Source organism: Halorussus limi (genome assembly GCF_023238205.1).
Taxonomy (GTDB): domain Archaea; phylum Halobacteriota; class Halobacteria; order Halobacteriales; family Haladaptataceae; genus Halorussus; species Halorussus limi.
This window is the reverse complement of record NZ_CP096659.1, coordinates 813,805-832,857: the sequence shown is the minus strand read 5'-3', so window position 1 is coordinate 832,857 and position 19,053 is coordinate 813,805. Positions and strand designations below refer to the sequence as shown.

21 protein-coding genes are annotated in these 19,053 nt (G+C 66.4%); 9 read left to right on the top strand and 12 right to left on the bottom strand.

The window, feature by feature from the left end:
- Positions 1-136 precede the first annotated feature (136 nt).
- Both M0R89_RS04360 and M0R89_RS04355 read right to left on the bottom strand, forming a co-directional pair.
- The gene (locus M0R89_RS04360; protein ID WP_248651345.1) at positions 137-388 is read right to left on the bottom strand and encodes a DUF7123 family protein; all 252 of its coding nucleotides are present in this window, start codon (positions 386-388) and stop codon (positions 137-139) included.
- Between the two features lie 325 nt (positions 389-713).
- Positions 714-1,547: a molybdopterin synthase gene (locus M0R89_RS04355; protein ID WP_248651344.1), complete on the bottom strand. Its 834-nt coding sequence runs from the start codon at positions 1,545-1,547 to the stop codon at positions 714-716.
- 218 nt (positions 1,548-1,765) lie between these two features.
- Here M0R89_RS04355 and pyrH point away from each other — a divergent pair, with 218 nt between their 5' ends.
- The 4 genes from pyrH (at position 1,766) to M0R89_RS04335 (ending at position 6,650) form a co-directional block, all read left to right on the top strand.
- The gene (pyrH, locus tag M0R89_RS04350; RefSeq protein ID WP_248651343.1) at positions 1,766-2,491 is read left to right on the top strand and encodes a UMP kinase; all 726 of its coding nucleotides are present in this window, start codon (positions 1,766-1,768) and stop codon (positions 2,489-2,491) included.
- Positions 2,488-4,311, top strand: coding sequence for a lysine--tRNA ligase (gene lysS, locus M0R89_RS04345; RefSeq protein WP_438267674.1), 1,824 nt, complete (start codon positions 2,488-2,490; stop codon positions 4,309-4,311). The genes pyrH and lysS overlap by 4 nt, the downstream gene beginning before the upstream one ends.
- A gap of 140 nt (positions 4,312-4,451) precedes the next feature.
- Positions 4,452-4,793: a hypothetical protein gene (locus tag M0R89_RS04340; RefSeq protein ID WP_248651342.1), complete on the top strand. Its 342-nt coding sequence runs from the start codon at positions 4,452-4,454 to the stop codon at positions 4,791-4,793.
- Between the two features lie 54 nt (positions 4,794-4,847).
- On the top strand, positions 4,848-6,650 hold the full coding sequence (locus M0R89_RS04335) for a site-2 protease family protein (protein ID WP_248651341.1): 1,803 nt from the start codon (positions 4,848-4,850) through the stop codon (positions 6,648-6,650).
- A gap of 44 nt (positions 6,651-6,694) precedes the next feature.
- On the opposite strand, the gene M0R89_RS04330 is transcribed toward M0R89_RS04335, so the two are convergent.
- Positions 6,695-7,216 carry a PadR family transcriptional regulator gene (locus M0R89_RS04330; protein WP_248651340.1) on the bottom strand — a complete coding sequence of 174 codons (522 nt, stop codon included), beginning with the start codon at positions 7,214-7,216 and terminating at the stop codon, positions 6,695-6,697.
- Positions 7,217-7,421: 205 nt separating this feature from the next.
- Between M0R89_RS04330 and M0R89_RS04325 the strand changes: the two genes are divergently transcribed.
- From M0R89_RS04325 to M0R89_RS04315, 3 genes are all read left to right on the top strand, one after another.
- A complete protein-coding gene (locus M0R89_RS04325; protein ID WP_248651339.1) occupies positions 7,422-8,951 on the top strand; it encodes a heme-binding protein in 1,530 nt (509 codons plus the stop codon).
- A 149-nt stretch (positions 8,952-9,100) separates the two neighbouring features.
- A complete protein-coding gene (locus M0R89_RS04320) occupies positions 9,101-10,021 on the top strand; it encodes an acyltransferase (protein ID WP_248651338.1) in 921 nt (306 codons plus the stop codon).
- 91 nt (positions 10,022-10,112) lie between these two features.
- Entirely contained in the window at positions 10,113-11,069 is a 957-nt protein-coding gene (locus tag M0R89_RS04315) for an AEC family transporter (protein WP_248651337.1), read from the top strand.
- A 68-nt stretch (positions 11,070-11,137) separates the two neighbouring features.
- Here M0R89_RS04315 and M0R89_RS04310 read toward each other — a convergent pair whose 3' ends face one another.
- The 8 genes from M0R89_RS04310 to M0R89_RS04275 all read right to left on the bottom strand — a co-directional run bounded on the left by M0R89_RS04310 (position 11,138) and on the right by M0R89_RS04275 (position 16,359).
- Positions 11,138-12,718 (bottom strand): bifunctional N(6)-L-threonylcarbamoyladenine synthase/serine/threonine protein kinase, encoded by a 1,581-nt coding sequence (locus M0R89_RS04310; RefSeq protein WP_248651336.1) that lies wholly within the window; start codon positions 12,716-12,718, stop codon positions 11,138-11,140.
- A 3-nt stretch (positions 12,719-12,721) separates the two neighbouring features.
- Positions 12,722-12,856 (bottom strand): 30S ribosomal protein S27ae, encoded by a 135-nt coding sequence (locus M0R89_RS04305; protein WP_248651335.1) that lies wholly within the window; start codon positions 12,854-12,856, stop codon positions 12,722-12,724.
- The gene (locus tag M0R89_RS04300) at positions 12,856-13,173 is read right to left on the bottom strand and encodes a 30S ribosomal protein S24e (RefSeq protein ID WP_248651334.1); all 318 of its coding nucleotides are present in this window, start codon (positions 13,171-13,173) and stop codon (positions 12,856-12,858) included. Before M0R89_RS04300 ends, M0R89_RS04305 begins: the two co-directional genes overlap by 1 nt.
- A gap of 240 nt (positions 13,174-13,413) precedes the next feature.
- Positions 13,414-13,935: a GTP-dependent dephospho-CoA kinase family protein gene (locus M0R89_RS04295; RefSeq protein WP_248652315.1), complete on the bottom strand. Its 522-nt coding sequence runs from the start codon at positions 13,933-13,935 to the stop codon at positions 13,414-13,416.
- 36 nt (positions 13,936-13,971) lie between these two features.
- Entirely contained in the window at positions 13,972-14,169 is a 198-nt protein-coding gene (spt4, locus tag M0R89_RS04290) for a transcription elongation factor subunit Spt4 (RefSeq protein ID WP_248651333.1), read from the bottom strand.
- Positions 14,170-14,171: 2 nt separating this feature from the next.
- Entirely contained in the window at positions 14,172-14,744 is a 573-nt protein-coding gene (locus M0R89_RS04285; RefSeq protein ID WP_137284470.1) for a DNA-directed RNA polymerase, read from the bottom strand.
- Between the two features lies 1 nt (position 14,745).
- Positions 14,746-15,126 carry a PIN domain-containing protein gene (locus tag M0R89_RS04280; RefSeq protein ID WP_248651332.1) on the bottom strand — a complete coding sequence of 127 codons (381 nt, stop codon included), beginning with the start codon at positions 15,124-15,126 and terminating at the stop codon, positions 14,746-14,748.
- Complete coding sequence (locus M0R89_RS04275; RefSeq protein ID WP_248651331.1) at positions 15,127-16,359, bottom strand: translation initiation factor IF-2 subunit gamma; 1,233 nt, start codon at positions 16,357-16,359, stop codon at positions 15,127-15,129.
- Positions 16,360-16,718: 359 nt separating this feature from the next.
- On the opposite strand from M0R89_RS04275, the gene M0R89_RS04270 reads away from it, so the two are divergent.
- A complete protein-coding gene (locus M0R89_RS04270; protein ID WP_248651330.1) occupies positions 16,719-17,651 on the top strand; it encodes a winged helix-turn-helix domain-containing protein in 933 nt (310 codons plus the stop codon).
- A gap of 24 nt (positions 17,652-17,675) precedes the next feature.
- On the opposite strand, the gene M0R89_RS04265 is transcribed toward M0R89_RS04270, so the two are convergent.
- The gene (locus M0R89_RS04265) at positions 17,676-18,215 is read right to left on the bottom strand and encodes an XTP/dITP diphosphatase (protein ID WP_248651329.1); all 540 of its coding nucleotides are present in this window, start codon (positions 18,213-18,215) and stop codon (positions 17,676-17,678) included.
- Between the two features lie 117 nt (positions 18,216-18,332).
- Here M0R89_RS04265 and M0R89_RS04260 point away from each other — a divergent pair, with 117 nt between their 5' ends.
- Entirely contained in the window at positions 18,333-19,028 is a 696-nt protein-coding gene (locus tag M0R89_RS04260) for a cupin domain-containing protein (protein WP_248651328.1), read from the top strand.
- Positions 19,029-19,053: the final 25 nt, after the last annotated feature.

Below are 19,053 nucleotides of genomic sequence, written 5' to 3'. Positions count from 1 at the left end.
GTTCCGGCAGCTATCGGCGATGCGGGAAGCAGGAACTCGTGCGGAGATACCGCACGGAAGAAGGGAGTTCGCGTCCGAGTAGGGACCAGTCGGACGGCGCACGCAACGATTCGACCGCGAGCGGGACGGCGCGAACTTACGCGGGGCAGACGCGCCACGTGGTCGCGCTCGTGTACGACCACTTCTCGATTTCGAGGTCGGTCGCGGAGTCTTTGAGCTTGACCATCAGCGCGCCGATCTCCTTGGCCGAGAGGTCGACTTCGTCCGCGATGAACTTGCTCTTGAAGTACATCTCCCCGTCGTCCGCCTTGCTCCGGAGGAACTGCTTGAGGCGCTGTTCCTTGGACTGCGGTTCGGGGGCGTCGGAGGGCTGGGTAGTTGCGCTCATCGTCATTTCCACGTAGGGGACAGGGGATGATATAAAGGCCAGACGATTAGTGTCGTTTTCCGACGATTTCGGTCACAAAATCCACACGAGGCCGGAAAATCGGGTAAAACAGACTTTTCACGACGTTTTCTCCTCCTTTCTTATCGTTCAAAAGCGGTTCTAAGTCTTTGTTTCTTCATTCAGAGTAATAGTAGAAAGGGCGTGTGAGCGACTGACATCGTACTATAACGGGAAAAGTCAACCCGGCGATGACCGGTGTGGCGACGGGGTTACTCGGTGTCGAGTGAACGGTGATCGCGGGAGAAACGTCTGGCGCCGTCGCGTCTCAGGACTGCTCGTGGACCCAGAACTGCTCGTCGGTCGTGACTTCCTTCTTGAAGATGGGCACCTCGTCTTTGAGTCGGTCGATGCCGTCCTCGACGGTTCGGAACGCCTCCTCGCGGTGGCCCGCCAGCACGACGACGAACACGATGTCCTCGCCGTACTCGATGACGCCGGTCCGGTGGTGCATCACTACGTCGTAGACGCCTTCGCGCTCCTCCAGTTCGGCGCTGATGGCGGCCATCCGCTCGTCGGCCACGCCCTCGTACTTCTCGAACTCCAGACGCTCGGTCGGGTCGTCGTCGGGGTCCTCCTTCGCTCGGACTCGTCCGGTGAAGGTGGCGATTGCCCCCGAGTAGGGCGCGTCGTCCGACCGCTTGACCTCGGCCACGAGCGATTCGAGGGTCTCGTACGGTTCGGTACCGTCGAGTCGCGCGCGGACCTCGGCGGGATCCACGTCGGCCGGGGAGTCGGCCCGCACGAGGAGTTCGCCCGGCGATTCGGAGTCGTCTTCGGCGGAACTCCCGGCCGCGGCGGTCCCGTCGCTGCCGATGACCACTCGCGGCGCGTCGGCCTCGGGGAACCCGACGAGGAGCGCGTAGTCGTAGTCCGGCGTGAGGTCGACCAGCAGGTCGGCCAGCGACCGGTCGCGCCCGGAGGCCGTCCACCCCTCGGGGTCGAGTTCGTACTTCGCGTCCGCGGGTTCCTCGTGGGTCTCGACGTTGGTGTCGGTCCGGTGAATCGCCGCCACCCGTTCGTCCTCACCGAGTCGGTTCGCCAGTCGGTCGGCGACCGCCCGTGCCGCCGAGTCCGGGCCGACGACGCTCAGTACGTGCATACCGCGATTTTGGACCGGGGCGCGCTTGTAGCCTTCGGTGGCCCCTATCCGCTCTTACCTTCGGGGAGTGCGCGTCGAAGGGTCGGTTCGCCGGTTCCGGACCCCGTGAGAAACGTGAGCGAGACCCGCACGTGGACCGCTGTCGGTGACGAATCTCGGGGCGTCGCTCCCGACAGTTGGCAATCCTTAAGGCCGCGTCCGGACAATAGCGCCACAGAATGAAAGTAGTCGTCTCCATCGGCGGGAGCGTCCTCGCGCCGGACCTCGGGTCCGAACGCGTCCGCGCTCACGCCGACGTAATCGAGGACCTCGCCGCCGAAGGCTGTACCGTCGGAACCGTCGTCGGCGGCGGCGGCGTCGCCCGAGAGTACATCGGCGCGGCGCGCGAACTCGGGGCCAACGAGATAGAACTCGACGACATCGGCATCGACGTGACGCGACTTAACGCCCGTCTGCTCATCGCGGCGCTGTCCGAGCAGGCCGCGCCGAGTCCGCCCGAGGATTACGAGTCGGCGGGCGCGGCGATGCATCGGGGAGACATCGCCGTGATGGGCGGAGTCACGCCGGGCCAGACCACCGATGCCGTGAGCGCGGCGCTGGCGGAGTACACCAACGCCGACCTGCTGGTCTACGCGACCAGCGTCCCCGGCGTGTTCAGCGACGACCCGAACGAGACCGACGACGCCCAGAAGTTCGACGAACTCACCGCGAGCGAACTCGTGGACGTCATCGCGGGTCTGGAGATGAACGCCGGGAGTTCCGCGCCCGTGGACCTGCTCGCGGCGAAACTCATCGAGCGGTCGGGCGTGCGGACCATCGTCCTCGACGGTACCGAACCCGAGCGAATCGCCGACGCGGTCCGGTTCGGCGAACACGAGGGCACCGACATCGTGCCCGAGGGCGCGGACGACCAGATGACCTACTGGGCGAGCGACGAGCAATGAGCGACGACTCTGCCACCGACGAGTCGGCGGACGACGCCCGCGAGATGCACCCCGACGACGACCCCTACGTCCTCCAGGGGCCACAGTCCCACGCCTTCTGGGCCGAGTCGGTCGCCGACCGGATTCTCGACCGCGACCCCGAGGAACCCATCGTCGTCAAGGGCGGCATCTCGCCCTCCGGCGTCCCGCACCTCGGCAACATGAACGAAATCGTCCGGGGCTACTTCGTCGCCGAAGCCCTCCGCAGTCGGGGCTACGAGGTCCGGCAGGTGTTCACCGCCGACGACCGCGACCCGCTCCGAAAGCTTCCCCGAAAGCTGGCCGACCTCGACGGGAACATCGTGGAGTTGGGCGACGTGAACGCGGGCGCCTTGGGCCGGAATCTCGGCAAGCCCTACACCGACATCCCCGACCCGTTCGAGTGCTGTGACTCCTACGGCGAACACTTCTCGAACCTCATCGAGCGAAGCGCCGAACTGCTGGGCATCCCGGTCGAGATGGTCTCGAACACCGAACTCTACGAGGAGGGCGAGTTCGAGGACCTGACCGAACACCTACTCGACAACCGGGAGAACGCACGCGAGGTCCTCTCGCACTATCAGGACAAGGTCGACGAGGACTACGTTCCGTTCAACCCCATCTGCGAGGAGTGCGGCAAGATAACCGAGACCGTCACCGAGGTGGACGTCGACGGGAGAACCGTCGAGTACGTCTGCACCGACATGGAGGCGGGCGACCAGACCATCGAGGGGTGTGGCCACGAGGGCACCGCCACCTTCCGCGAGGGCAAACTCCCGTGGCGCTTCGAGTGGCCCGGCCAGTGGCAGGTGCTGGGCGTCGACCACGAACCGTTCGGCAAGGACCACGCCGAAGGCTCGTGGCCCAGCGGGTCCGACGTGGCCCGCAACGTCCTCGGTATCGAACCGCCGGTCCCGATGGCCTACGAGTGGTTCACGCTCGACGGCGAGGCGTTCTCGTCGTCGTCGGGCCACGTCGTCATGGTCCAGGACGTGCTGGAGATGATAGAACCAGAGGTCCTCCGGTACTTCTTCACCAAGGACCCGAGCAAGGCCCGCGACTTCAGCGTCGAACACTTCGACCACCTCGTGGACGACTTCGACGCGTTCGAGCGCACCTACTACGGCGAGGACGACCGCGACGGGGAGTCCGACGCCGACGAGAAGGCCGCCGAAATCGCGTCGGCCGCCTACCCGCCGACCATCCGGCCGACGCTCGCGGCCCGGTTCGACGCCGACGGCGAACCCGTCGCGTCCCCCGACGAGAAGAGCGTGCCCGTCACCGACGACGACCGACGCGAGCGACTCGACGCGCTCGCCGACGAGACGTTCCGCGAGCGCGTCCGCCTGCCGTACACCTTCGCGGCGGTCCTCGGGATGACCGACGACCCGGACCTCCGGGAAGACATCGCCCGACGGGAGGGTCACGTCCCCGACGACGCGCCCGAGTGGGTCACGGAGTTCGCGCTCTCGCGAGTCGCCCGCGCCCGCGAGTGGGCGCGCCGGACCGGCAACGAGTTCGACTACGAACTCAAGCGCGCCGAGATGCCCGACGTGGACCTCGATGCGGAGACCGAAGCGGCGCTGGACGAACTCGCGGACTTCGTGGCGAGCCACGACGACCCCGACGAGATTCAGGGCGAGATATACGAGACCGCCAAGCGCCACGACATCGACATCGGCGAGTTCTTCTCGGTCGGCTATCGCCTCTTCTTCGACGACGAGGAGGGGCCGAAACTCGGCCCGTTCCTCGCCAACCTCGACGAGGCGTTCGTGCTGGCCCGACTTCGCCGAGAGGCGTGAGGCGGTCCACGACCCGACTCCGACGGTTTCCGGGCGAGCGGTTAAAAGTAGAGCCACCATAACAAAGTGGTTAGCCCCCCTTTCTTCCGTCAGAGAGTCGGGCGGCACCGTTACGCCCGCACCGACCCAAGGAGATTACTATGGCGATAATCGAACTCAATCTCGAGAAACCAGCACTGAAGCGAGTCGAATCGGTCGAGGATGAACAGATGGAAGGAACGCAGCGACAGGCCGACGTCGACCCCGAGGAGGTCGCCAACGTGATGGAGGTCGAGGCCGAACCCGACCAGCAGTCCAAATCGGGCGGCAAGAGCCGCGTCAAGAAGTACGGTCGCCGACTCGCCATCCTCGGCGGAACCGCGGCCGGGGCGGCAGCGGTCCGGAAACTCCGCCAGCGCCGGAAGTCGAGCGGCGAGCAGCAGGAACTCGAAGAGGACTGGCAGACCGCCGACAGCACGTCGAGTTCCTCCGGTTCGCAGTAGCGGTATCGTAGCGTTCCCAAACGCCTTTGACTGGCGCGTCCCTTTTTTCGCCCGATGAACACGCTCGTGTGGGTCCTCCTCGGTATCGCGATATACTGGCTCGGGGTGTTGGTCCTCGACTCCCAGGGGCTCCTGCCGTCGTACGTCGGTACCCAGGGCCCGATTCTGACTCTCCACACCCAGCGCGGGAAGGACTTTCTCGATTGGATCGCCTCGCCGAAGCGACTCTGGAAGGCGTGGGGGAACTTCGGTCTCGGCATCGCGCTGGTCGTGATGCTCGGGTCGTTCCTCCTGCTCGTCGTGCAGGCGGTCGCCGTCGTCCAGAATCCGCCGCCCGAAAGCGCGGCGACCCAACCGCAGAACGTCCTCGTGATTCCGGGGGTCAACCAGTTCCTCCCGCTGTCAGTCGCACCCGAAATCCTGTTCGGACTGCTCGTCGGTCTCGTGGTCCACGAGGGCGGTCACGGCATCATGTGCCGGGTCGAGGACATCGAGATTCGCTCGATGGGCCTCGCGCTGCTCGCGGTCCTCCCCATCGGCGCGTTCGTGGAACCCGACGAGGACAGCCGTCGGAACGCGGACCGCGGGAGCCAGAGCCGGATGTTCGCGGCCGGCGTCACCAACAACTTCGCGGTCACTATCGCCGCTTTCCTCCTCCTGTTCGGGCCGGTCGTCGGCTCCATCGCTGTCGCGCCCGGCGCGGCAATCGGCGGGGCGCTGCCGGGGTCGGCCGCCGACGAGGCGGGCCTCTCGGCGGGCGACCGCATCGTCGCGGTGAACGGCAATCGGGTCGAGAGCAACGAGGACCTCGCTACCAGCCTCTCGCAGGTCGAGGGGCGCTCGGTCGAGGTGACGCTCGCCAGCGGCGAGACGACCACCATCGAGCGCTCGCTCCTCGTCAACGGCATCTACACTAACTCGCCGTTCGCGGCGAGCGACGAGGAAGACGGCATTCAGAAGGGCGACACCATCGTCGCGGTCAACGGGACCACGGTCCACACCGAGGCGGAGTTCGACCGCGCGGTCGCCGACCGGCGAACGGCCACCTTCGAGACCCAGAGCGGCGAGACCGTCACCGGTCCGATCGGCGCGCTGGTGTCGGTCCGCCCCGACCGCCCCGCCGCGAACGACGGGATGCCGACCGAGGGGACGGTCGTCATCACTGCCATCGACGGCGAGCGAATCCGGAACGCCTCGGAACTCAGCGCGACGCTCGACCGGTACGCCCCGCAAGACACCGTGACTATCGACGCCGTCGTCAACGGAACCGCCGAGTCCTACGAGGTGACGCTCGGCGGCGAGAACGGCGACGCCATGCTGGGCATCTTCCTCACGCAGGGGACCAGCGGCGTCTCGGTCAACGGCTTCGGCGTGCAACTCTACCCCGCCGAGGAGTATCTGGGCCTGCTCGGCGGTGACCTCGGAACCGTCGTCGGAGGAATCGGCGGTCCGATACTCTCGTTCCTGTCGGGCGTCTTCGGAGTTCTGGTGCTCCCGTTCGCGAGCGTCTCGCTCCCCTACGCCTACAACTTCGCGGGCTTCGTCGCGTGGAACGGCGGCTTCTACACCGCCGCGGGCGGCCCGCTCTCGTTCCTCGGCGATTGGGGCCTGTTCGTGCTGGCGAACGTGCTGTTCTGGACCGGGTGGGTGAACCTGAACCTCGGGTTCTTCAACTGCATCCCGGCGTTCCCGCTGGACGGCGGCCACATGCTTCGGATGAGTACCGAGGCGGTCGTCTCCCGGCTTCCGACCGACCAGCGCCGCCAGTTGGCGACGATGGTCACGACGACCATCGGTCTAGTGATGCTGGTCAGCCTCCTGCTGATGGTGTTCGGGCCGCAGTTGCTGTCGGGATAGCGCCGTTCGCCGTCTTCCCCACGTACATCGCGTAAAACAGGCCGCTACTCCTCGTCGTCCAGTCCCATGCGCTCGGCGAACTCCTCGGGCGTGTCGGGGATGCGCTCGAAGTCGCCGAAGTCCCGCTCGTAGTGGCGAATCAGTTGTTCGACTATCCATCCGTTGAAGTCCTCGTCGAAGCGCCACTCGTCGGCGCGGTCCTCGACCTCGAAGCGGTCGTCGGTGGCGAACGCCGCGAAGACGTGGTAGAAGCCCAAAATCACGTCCGCGAAGTCCCGGGCCTTGCCGCCGGTCTCCTCGCGCTTCTCGGCGAGTTCCTCGCGGCCCGCGTCGGTGAGTTCGAAGTACTTGCGGTCGGGTTCGTCCTCGCGCTCGATTCGCTCGGCCCACCCCTTCTCCTCGAACTTGTAGAGGATGGGGTAGACGGAGCCGTAGGAGGGCTCCCAGTGGCCGCCGCTGATGGATCGGATTTCCTTGAGTATCTCGTATCCGTACCGGGGCTTTTCGTCTAGCAGTTCGAGTACGAGATACGCGATGAGGCCTTTCGGCGGGCCGCTTTTCCGCATTGCCGGAAGATTCCGACCCTATTTTTGAAAGGCTTTCGGTCGGGGAAACCAGCGTTCGGCGGGAATACGGTCGCGGACGCCGCGGCCGGGTCTCCCGGAGTTCGGCCGGGCGTCTACGGCGTCCGGGCGAGGGCGTCCGCGGCGCCGCGTCGGCGAACGAGTCCGACTCAAAAACCTATTACCGCCCCGGAACCGAGATGGAAACATGACCAGAGAACCCCCGGCGACGAACGAGGGTTGGTACGCGCTTCACGACTTCCGAACCATCGACTGGGACGCGTGGCGAGACGCCCCGGAGCGAGAGCGCGAGGCCGCCCTCGACGCTGGCGTCTCGTTCCTGCGCGACCGCGTGGACGTGACCGACGCCGAGGACGGTTCCTCGGCGGTGTTCTCGATGCTCGGCCACAAGGCCGACCTGCTCGTGATTCACTTCCGGCCGACGATGGCTGACCTCGATACCGCCGAACGCGCCTTTGAGGAGACCGCGTTCGCCGAGTACACCGACCAGACCAACTCCTACGTCTCGGTGACGGAGGTCGGCGGCTACACCAACGAAGAGATGACCAAGGAGCCGTCGGAAATCGAGGACACGGGGCTGGCGCGCTACGCCGAGAGCAAACTCTACCCCGAGATTCCCGACAGCGAGTTCGTCTGCTTCTACCCGATGGACAAGCGCCGCGCGCCGGGCGAGAACTGGTACGACCTCCCCTTCGACGAGCGCGCCGACATGATGGACACCCACGGCGAAATCGGTAAGACCTACGCGGGACAGGTCTCGCAGGTCATCACCGGTTCCATCGGCTTCGACGACTACGAGTGGGGCGTCGACCTGTTCAGCAACGACGCGACGAACATCAAGGACCTGCTCTACGAACTCCGGTTCGACGAGAGCAGTTCGAAGTACGCCGAGTTCGGTCCCTTCTACTTCGGTCGGCAGTTCCCGCCCGAGGACCTGCCCGCGTTTATGGCCGGGGAGGCGGTCCCTGCCGAGGAGGACGACGGAGCGTCCGGCCACCCCCACGGTGAGGGCGACCACGCTCACGGCGAGGGCGGCCATCACGGGGAGTCCGAGAGCCACCACGGCCACGGCGGCGGCGAAGGCGGCCACCACCACGGTGAGAGCGGCGGGGACCGCGACTCGGACGACGACGCCGGGAGCATCCGGGGCGAACTCGAAGACCTCGACATCTACGCGGGTCAGCCACACGGCGAGGACGTGTACGCGATGGTCCTCTACTCGGAGGCCGACCCCGACGAACTGTTCGAGGAGGTGGACGGCCTCCGGGGCAACTTCGACCACTACGACACCCACGTCAAGACCGCCGTCTACGAGGCCAGCGGCCGGGACCGGTCGGCGGTCGTGAGCATCTGGGAGACCCAGAGCGCGGCCGACACCGCGGGCGGGTTCCTCGCGGACCTACCGGGCATCGTGGCCCGTGCCGGTGAGGAGAGCGGATTCGGAACGATGGGAATGTTCTACACCGTAAAGCCCGAACATCGCGAGGACTTCGTCGAGAAGTTCGAGACGGTAGGCGGCCTGCTGGCGGACATGGACGGCCACCTCGAAACCGACCTGCTGGCCAACCGCGAGGACGAGAACGACATGTTCATCGCCAGTCAGTGGGAGTCCAAGGACGACGCCATGTCGTTCTTCCGGAGCGACGCCTTCTCGGACACCGTCGACTGGGGCCGGGACGTGCTGGCCGACCGGCCGCGGCACGTCTTCCTCGCCTGAGAGCGCCGCGTCGTCGCATTTCTCGCTCGCGTCGGACCCATCGGTCGTTCCGCGCCCGACGCGAGGCGGTTTCTGCACTCTGCGCCGCAACCAAAACCCCCATCAAGACAGGATGACAAGTAGACGTAAGTGACCACGGAGGACCCTGTATGACTAAACGCCACGTGACCCTCCCCGACGAGATGGAGGACTCGCTCGAAGAATTCGTCGCGGAGGTAGACCAGCGACTCTCGAACGCCGGACCGGATGGGTCCGAGCGGACGTGCGAGGTGGTCGAGGAGGTGCTGGTGGACCTCCACGGCGACCGGGACGCCTACGACCGATGGCAGAACGGCGAAACCGTCTCGCCGGCCGAAACGGTGCGCCTCCAGAGCTACGACCCGTGTAACGCGACGCTCGAAAGCGAGTACTACGCCGAGAAAGACGAGGAGAAGTTCAAGCGGTCCAAGCACCTCCAGTGGCTCTGGCGGCAGTTCGACGCCACGCCGATGGCCGACAACGTGGAGTTCGCGCTCCGGTTCCGCGCGATGCTCGCCGACCACCTCTTCGCCGAGTGCGGCGACAACTGTCGGTTCTTCAAAGGCATCACGTTCACCTACGGCCACAACATCACGATGGGGGACAACGTCGTCGTCCACGACGACGTGCATCTGGACGACCGCGGCGAGTTGACCGTCGGCGACCGCGTCTCCATCTCCGACTCGGCCCACGTCTACACCCACGACCACGACGTGGTGGACCAGACCGAGGTGAAGAACTACCGGACCGTCATCGCCGACGACGCGCGGGTCACCTACGACTCGATGATCCGGGCGGGGGTCCGCGTCGGCGAGAACGCCATCGTCGGCGCGAAGTCGGTCGTCCAGCGCGACGTACCTGACCACCACATCGCGGTGGGCCAACCCGCCAAGAGCGTGAAAATCAAGCCCGGATGGGAGGACGCGGCCGAACCGGTGGACTCGGACGCGGAGACCGACAAGGAGGGCCGCCGCATCGAGTACGAGATTCCCGACGAGTTGGAGGTCTTCGACGAGTTCCAGCGCGACCTCACCCCGCCGGGCGAGGAGTGAGGCGATTCGCTCGGGCCCTCCGGTTCCGGCCCGACCGCACGGTTGACCGGGTTCGACACCTTTGTAACGACGAACCGCCACCCTCTCAGACGTGTCACTCGTCTCTGCGCTCGGGACGGCTATCCTTCCGGTCCTGTCGGTCGCTGCGGTCGGCTTCCTGCTCGGGAAGGCCCGTGACATCGACGTGGACCCGCTGGGGACCGTCACCATCTACGTTCTGACGCCCGCGCTCATCTTCCACAGCCTCGCCACCTCCGACATCTCGGGCGAACTGGCCGCGAAACTCATCTTCGGAGTCGCGCTGTTCACCGTGGCGATGGTCCTCCTCGCGGAGATCGTCGGCCGCCTGCTCGGCGAGTCCGAACCCGTGCTGGGCGCGCTCGTCCTCTCGTCGTCGTTCCCCAACGCGGGCAACTACGGCATCCCGCTGTCGGCGTTCGCGTTCGGCGCGGTCGGGCGCTCGACCGCGGTCCTCTACATCGCGGGCCAGTCGCTGCTGATGTACACCGTCGGCGTCTATCTGGCCTCGCGCGGCGAGGAAACCGACCTCCGCTCGGCCGCGGCCGAAGTGTTTCGCCTGCCGCTGGTCTACGCCGTCGCCGCGGCGTGGCTCGCGCGATGGCTCGGCGTCGTGCCCGCCGGCGACACCGCGGCGATGGAGACCCTGCGACTCGTCGGCGACGCCTCCATCCCGGTGATGCTGCTGATGCTCGGCATCCAGTTGGCGAACACGAAGCACGGCGCGGCCATCTCGCGCGTCGGCGTCTCGAACGGGTTGAAGCTCTTCGTCGCGCCGCTGGTCGGTGTCGGAGTCGCCCTCCTGCTCGGTCTCGGGGCGAACCCGGCGGTCGCACGGGTGTTCGTGCTGGAGTGCGGGATGCCCGCCGCAGTCACGCCGCTAATTCTGTCCATCGAATACGACTCGGGCGGCGAAGGCGGACTGACCGGCCCCGAGTACGTGAGTACCGCGATTTTCGCGAGTACGATAGCCAGCGTGGTGACGCTGACGGGACTCATCGCGCTGTTGCAGTCCGGGATGCTGATTTGACCCGCTGACGCTCGCCGCGCGCCCGGAGAGTCGTCGTCGCCCGGAGAATCAGCGTCGCCGGGCGCGGGTCACTGGTACCGACCGCGGCCCTCGACTTCCCGGAGGCGGTCGAGGGTCGCCTCGTCGCCGACTTCGGCGTAGGCCGCCTCGAAGGCCTCTCGGAGCGCCTCGGCGTCGTCCGCGGTTCCGGCGAGGCTCTGGCCGAAGACGTGGAGGTCCATCGCGTAGTCCTCGGCGTCGTCGGTGTTGTATCCCAATCCGAAGTCGATGAGGTAGGTGCGCTCGCCGTCCACTCGGACGTTTCGCGTCGTCGGGTCGCCGTGGACGAACCCCGCGCCGTGAATCGCCGCGAGGTGGCGGGCAACGTCGCGCACCCGGACGGCCGTCAGTCGCTCGCGGAGGTCGGCCTCGCCCACGCGCTCGAACACCAGTACGCCCTCCTCGGGGTCGGCGTCGTAGACGACCGGCGTCGGCACGCCTTGCCTGCGGGCCTCGCTAGTCAGGCGCGCTTCGAGAACTGTCCGGGCGCGCCGGAGTCGCGCGTCGAGTTCGGGGTGTCGGTAGCTTTTCGGCAAGCGGCGCTTGGTGACGCGCTCGTCGCCGATTTCGACGGTGGCCTCCGCGCCTTTCACTTCGCTCCCCTCCTCGCGCCACCGGGCAACAGACTCCTCGTCGGAGCGCCACGTGACCGGCACTTGGTCCGGCCGGAAGTTCGAGTCCACCGCCGACTCCTCGACCGCGATGGTGTCGCCCGCCCGAACCATCTCCGCGCCGAGGACCGCTATCATCCCGGCGTTGTCCCGGAGGAATCGCGGGTCGGGCGCGAAGAAGTCCGCGCCGCGCTGGTCGCACATCTCCCGCAACATCTCCCGGAGGCGGGCGTTCTGTCCGACGCCGCCGCCGAGGACGAGTTCGTCGCTCCCGGTCAGCGAGAGCGCGCGCTCGGCGACCTCCGTGAGCATGCCGAAGACGTTCTCCTGAAGGGAGTAACAGACGTCCTCGACGGGGACGCCTGCGTCGTAGGCGTCTTTCGCGGCGCTCATGATGCCCGAGAACGAGAAGTCCATCCCCTTGACCACGTAGGGGAGTTCGACGTACTCGCCGTCCTTCGCCGCCTCCTCGACCTTCGGCCCGCCGGGGTGGGACCACCCGACGTGGCGGGTGAACTTGTCGATGGCGTTGCCGACGCCGGTGTCCATCGTCTCGCCGAGCACGCGGTACCGGCCGTTCCGATAGCCCAGCACGTGGGCGTTCGCGCCCGAGGCGTTCAGGCAGACCGGCGAGTCGAACTCCGAGTGCTGGCGGCCGATTTCGAGGTGCGCGACCATGTGGTTGACGCCGACGAGGGGCACGTCCAGCGTCTGGGCCAGCGCCCGGGCCGCGGTGCCGACCGTCCGCAGGCAGGGGCCGAGACCCGGGCCGCGAGAGAACGCCACCGCGTCCACGGGACCGTCGGCCGCCTCCAAGGCCGTCTCCACGACTTCGGGGACAGCGTCGCTCATGTGTTCTGCGGCCTCGCGCGGGTGAATCCCGCCGCTGTCCGGTTGGTAGGCGTCGGTCTCGATAAAAATCGAATCCGGGTCGGCGTTCGTGTCGTACACGGCCGCGCTGGCCGCCCACGCGGTGCCCTCGATTCCGAGGACGCGCATCGCCTACTTCCACTCGGTGTAGCCACAGCGACCGCAGTGGAGGCGGTCGTCGTGGTCGGCGAGGAAGGCGTCCCCACACCGGGTACACTGCTCTTTGTCGGTCGTGCCGTCGTCGTTGTAGTACTCGTTGCGCGCCATTATTCGGCCTCCTCCGCCTCGGCTTCGGCGTCGGTGTCAGCCGCGATTTTGTTGCGTTCGAGCATGTACTCCTGCTCGACGTCGCGGGCGTGTTCGGGGCTGTCGTAGACCTTCGCGTAGCCGACGGTCTTGCGCATCCCGAACTTGGTGTTCATCTCGTGGACGACGACCTCGCTGGAGTCCTTGTCGAGTTTCGCCGCGAGGCTGTCGCGGACCGACAGGCGCGAGGGCGTTTCTTCGTCGTGAACTATCTGGAACCGCACTTCGGACCGGTGGAGCATCGGATTCTGCTCCTCGGAGAGGATTTCGACTTCCATGTGTATCGCTCAGTTACTCACTACTTGGCCACGTAGCCTGTAAAAGGATTACGAACGACGCTACGACCTTTTCCAGCGGTCGGAAATCCGCCCCGGCGAATTTCCTCCCTCGCAAAAGCTCGACCAAAAACACGTCGTCACCCCCTCAGTCGCGCCGGAGGCGCTCCTTCGGGGATTCCTCGGTCCGCTCGCTCACGTTCGTTCGCGGGAGAGTAATCGGTGTTCGACCGCGGTCCGACGCTACGCCGCGTCCAGAATTTCGAACAGGGCGTCTGAATCGCCGTCCATTCGGCTCAGGAGGTCGCGCACCTCGGCCTTCGCTTCGTCGGTCACGTCGGCGAGGACCATCCCCTCGTCGGGTTGGCCGTAGACGACGCTCGCGCCCAGCGGCGCGGCCACGATTGCCGGGAGCGTCGCGAGGTCCTCCTCGCCGCTCACGACGAGGACGGTCGGTTCCGGGTCCGCGATGGCCGCTTTCAGTTCGCGGGCCAACTCGCCGGAGACGGCTCCCGCGGGGTTCTCGACGCGGACCTCCCGACTCTCGCCGCCGAGGCGCGCGACGCCCTCGGCGACTCGGTCCTCGACTTCCTCGCGCTTGGTCAGGCCGTCCACCACGGCCACGTCGGGTGCGACCCCGGCGCGTTCGAGGTGGTAGGTCACGACGTCGCCGACGGCGACGAGCGGTCCGTCGCCCGCCGCCGCCAGCAGGCGCTCGGCGTCGGTGAAAATGGGCCCCATCGGCTCCTTGAGTTCCCCGCGCATCTCCGCGGGGAGCGTGACGAGAACGCCCACGGTGGCCTACCGGACCTTCAGCGCGTACTTGCCCGGTTCGGTCACTTCCATCTCCTCGGCAATCTGGCTTTCGTCGGGGTGGGAGATGATGACGTAGCCTGCCCAGTCCTCGGTGAGACTGGTCGACCCGCAGATGGGGCAGGTGTCCTCGTCTGGTTCGACCACGGCGTGACATTCGCGACAGGCGAGGCGGTCACCGGCCATCGTTACTCACTCTCAGTGGTCGCTTGTCGCTTCTCGCGCTCCTCTTTGAGCCAACCGTGCTTGCCGAGACCGACCTGCTTGGCGGTAAGCCCGATTTTGCTCTCGCGCGGATTCCGTTCGTCGATGCTCTTGGTGACGATGCGCGCCCGCACCGAGTCGCCGACACCGAGCGTGCGGTTCGACTCGCGGGAGGCGAGCATCTGACCCTCTTCGTCGTAGGCGAGGTACTCGTCCGAAATCTGGGAGACGTGGAGCAGGCCGTCGACCGGCCCGATGCCGACGAAGGCACCGAAGTTGACCACTTCCACGATTTCCCCGTCCACGACTTCCTGCATCTGGGGGTCGAAGGTGACCGCGTCGAACTCCGCTTCGTAGTAGACGCCCGGTCGGTTCGGGAGTACCGCGCCGTCACCGATGTCGTGAACGTTCACGACGCTGACGACGCTCCCGACGTCTTCGTCCATTCGACCCTCCAACTTGTCCTGCAGGAGCTTCTTCACTAAGTTCGGCGTCACGTCCGCGAGGTGCTCTGGGGGGACCTCGACCGTATCCTTGAGTCTGACCCGTTTGTACATGCTAAGGTTTGCTGATTGCGAGTTTGTTCCGGCCCCTTATATGAATTACCGGTGTGCCCGCGTCGAGCAGGCGCTCCTTGAGGGGACCGTCGTTCGTGACGACGTAGTCGAACTCGGGGGCGAGTTCGACCAGTACGTCGTCTGCGTACGATGCTTCGTGTTCGACGATTCGACACCGCTCGGCCGCCAAGTCCTCGCCGACGCTGGCCGCGACGGCTTCCGCGCTCGCGCCGTCCGAGAGTTTCGAGAGTTCGTCGCGGACCGCTCGCGGGGCCGCGCACTCGAAATCTCCCAGCAGGCGCTCTAGCTCCTCGAAGACCCGCACGTCGCGTTCGACGGGCATCATGAGCGCGCTGGTGTCCATGGCGACCGTGGCGACCATCTATCCGCGGAGCGTGCCGACTCCGATGAGCCGCCAGCGAGCGCCGATGCGGCGGTTGATGGCGATTTGGGCACCCTCGGGCGCGCAGACGGGTCGCTTCAGCGTGACCTCGCACTCGCCCTCGCGGGCGCTGGTCACGGAACCGACCGTCGTCGCGGTACCGATGGTGAGCATCAGCGGTTCGCCGGTCGAGATGTCGTCGATGTCCTGGTCGTCGAGTCCGACGAGGCGTTCGAGCAGGTCCACTTCCATCGTGAACTGCTCCCACGTCGGCGGGAGCGTGCCGGGCGTTCCGGCGACCTGTCCCGCCAGCGCGTCGCCCTTCGTCAGGCTCGGGTCGAGACCCGTGCCGACGCCGAGCAGACCGCCGGGCGTCACTTCGTCGACCGTCTCGCCGCCCGCCTGAAGCGAACGCACGTCGGTCTCGATGGACTCCCAGCGGGTCTGACCGCCCTCGTCGACTTCGCGGCCGGGGCGAAGCTCTATCTCCGCGCCGTTCGTCAGTTTCCCTTCGACCAGACTGCCGCCGAGGACGCCGCCGACGAGTCCGTCCCACTCCGTGCCGGGACGGTTGATGTCGAAGCTACGTGCGACGTGCATCCGCGGGTCGGCGTCCGGGTCGCGGTCGGGCGTCGGAATCTCCTCTTCGACCGCCTGAATCAGGAGGTCGATGTTGACCTCCTGCTGGGCCGAGATGGGGACGACCGGCGCGTCTTCGGCGACGGTTCCCTCCACGAACTCCTGAATCTCCTCGTAGTTGCGCTCGGCCTGCTCGCGGTCGACGAGGTCTATCTTGTTCTGGGCGACGACGATGTTGTCGATGCCGATGATGTCGAGCGCCATCAGGTGTTCCTCGGTCTGTGCCTGCGGGACGGGGTCGGTCGCCGAGACGACCAGCACCGCGCCGTCCATGATGGCCGCGCCCGAGAGCATCGTCGCCATCAGCGTCTCGTGACCCGGTGCGTCCACGAACGAGACCGTCCGGAGCGGTTCGCTCTCGCTACCGTCCGGACACGTCTCGTCGACCGTGTACCGCTCCGGTTCGTCGAGGCCGGGACACTGCCGGAACGTGGCGTCTGCGTACCCGAGCCGGATGGAGATGCCACGTTTCATCTCCTCGGAGTGCTGGTCCGTCCATTCGCCGGAAAGCGCCTGCACGAGCGTCGTCTTTCCGTGGTCTACGTGACCGACCAGTCCGATGTTCACCTCCGGTTGGGCGTAATTTCCTGTCAAAGTTAACCTCCTGAAGTAATTCTACTGGAAGATTCGCCCCGAGCGAGTGATAAACCTACTGTTCTCGGTCGGGGTCGAGCGCGGGTGCGAACCCCTCTGTGCCGGTTCGGTCGCCGCGTGTCGGTCGATTCGCTTCCGCTCGGTCCGGTTGCCGAGTCGTTCCCGCCTCGTCGTTCAAGATTTCGGCGTCTCGTCGGGAGTACGAGAGGGTTCAACGTTCTGCCGTAGTCGAGTTCTCGGCGCGTGGGAAGTAGTATCTGGCGGGGCTACCGGTTCCGGGCCGGACGACAAAGGTTAGAAAAACTACAAAACTGCAGTCAAGGCAACACTTTAGCCGTATGCCGCCGCAACTCTTTCGTATGAGCGAGACGAGCGGGCCGAACGCGACGCTCGGAGACTGCGAGGACTGCGTGGCCCCGGCCGAGGCGTTCTCGGTCATCGCCAACGAGACGCGACTGTCGATTCTGGAGGCGCTCTGGAAGGCTCCCGAACGACCGGTGAGCTTCTCGGAGCTTCGACGCGACGTGGGGATGCGCGACAGCGCGCAGTTCAACTACCACCTCAAGCAACTCACAGACCACTTCGTCGTCCAGACCGACGACGGCTACGACTTCCGGCAGGCCGGGAAGAAGGTCGTCCGCGCGATTCTGGCCGGGTCGTTCAACGAGCATCCCGAGATGGGACCGTTCGAAGTCGAAGGAACGTGCGCGACCTGCGACGGAGGCCTGCAGGCGTACTACCACGACGAGATGCTGGTCATCGAGTGCGAGGAGTGCGAGAAGAACCACGGCTGTTACCCGTTCCCGCCCGGCGGACTGAACAACCGGTCGCGCGAGGAGATAATGGACGCGTTCAACCAGCGCGTGCGCCACCTCCACTGCCTCGCGGCGGACGGCGTCTGCCCGGAGTGCAACGGTCGGATGACGACGACGGTTACCCGCGACACGGAGGACTTCCTCGGACTGGAGGTCCGCGTGGACCACGAGTGCGAGCAGTGTCGCCACCAGCTGTACTCGGCGGTGGGTCTCTCGCTGCTCGACCAGTCGGACGTGGTGACGTTCCACCGCGAACACGGCGTCGACCTCTGTACGACGCCGTACTGGGACCTCGCGTGGTGCGTCAGCGACGAGCAGACGACCATCCTCTCGGAGGACCCGTGGCAGATTCTGGTCGAGATTCCGCTCGACGGCGAGGTGCTGTCGGTGACGCTCGACGGTGATTTGAACGTCCTCGAACTGGAACGCTCCTGTCGGTCGGCGTCCTCCGACGGGACGCAGGCGATTTCGGACTGAGCGACCGCGAGAGACGTAGTTCGCTCAGTTCTCGGCCAACCAGTCCGCGAACTTCGCCAGCGCCCGTCCGCGGTGAGAAATCGCGTTCTTGCGCTCGGTGCTCATCTCGGCCATAGTCGCGCCCTCGTGTTCGAAGATGGGGTCGTAGCCGAACCCGCCGTCGCCCCGCGGCGCGACGATGCGGCCCGGCACCGCGCCGTCGAACGTCTCGGCCGTCTCGCCGTCGTAGTAGGCGACGACGCATCGGAACCGCGCCCGGCGGTTGTCCTCCATCTCCGCGAGGTTCCAGACCCGCTCGACGCCCACGGTGTCCTCGACGTACGCGGAGTAGGGGCCGGGGAACCCGCCGAGCGCCTCCACGAACAGGCCCGCGTCGTCGACCAGCACGGGGTCTTCGCCGCCGGTCTCCTCGAAGGCCTCCTTCGCTCCGGCGACTGCGATGTCCGCGAGGTCGTCGCTCTGAATCTCGGTGTAGTCGTACTGTATCTGCTCCACGTCGTCGGTGAGGTACTCGCGGGCCTCTCGGACCTTGCCCGCGTTGCTCGTCACGAATCTGATCGTCATGAAGGGGTCTCCGTTGGTTCCGGGTGAGTGTGCGCGCAGGTTATAGTCGTTGATTCGTCGGGCGTGCTCCGACGAGCGTCCCCCGGAAGTTATGATGCCGGACTGACTGTTTCGAGCATGGACCCGCTCACGACCGGGCGACCCCTCGACGCGGACGGCGCACCGACCGACGGACCTGCGCTCGAACTCGACCCCGAAGGGGCCGCCGCCGACCTGTTCGAGGAATCGCCCTATCCGCTCGCGTCCAGTCCCGGAACCGGGATGTGGATGGCTCCCCTGCGGTGGCCCGACGACGCCGACGAGTCGCCTGCCATGTTGGTCTGGTTGTCGCCCGACGCGACCGAGTTCCCGGCGCACGTCCACACCACTGGCGAGGAGTACTTCCGCGCGGTCGAAGGCGAACTGACCGTCGTCGAAGAGGGCGAACCTCGCCGTCTCGACCCCGACGACGAGCACACCGTCCGGCCCGGGCGCGAACACTACTTCTGGAACGACACCGACGACTTCGTCGCCTTCTACGTGGACCTCCCGTGGGCGAAGACCCTCGAAACGCAACTCACCGTCTCCGGGTTGGACCACGAGGGAGCGTTCGGTTCGGGCGGCGATTACGGGGAACCGAACTTCCTCTACGGACTGGTGATGACCGAGTACCTCCGGGACGGCACGAGAGTCGCGGTCGGCCCCCCGACAGTCCAGCGACTCCTCTGGGCCACGCTCGGCCGCGTCGCGAAGGCCCTCGGCTACCGCCCGGTCGAGGAGCGATACCTCCGCGACGAGTTCTGGACCGAGACCGTCGAACAACCGGACCTCTGACCGAACTCGGAGTCGAGTGACTTCA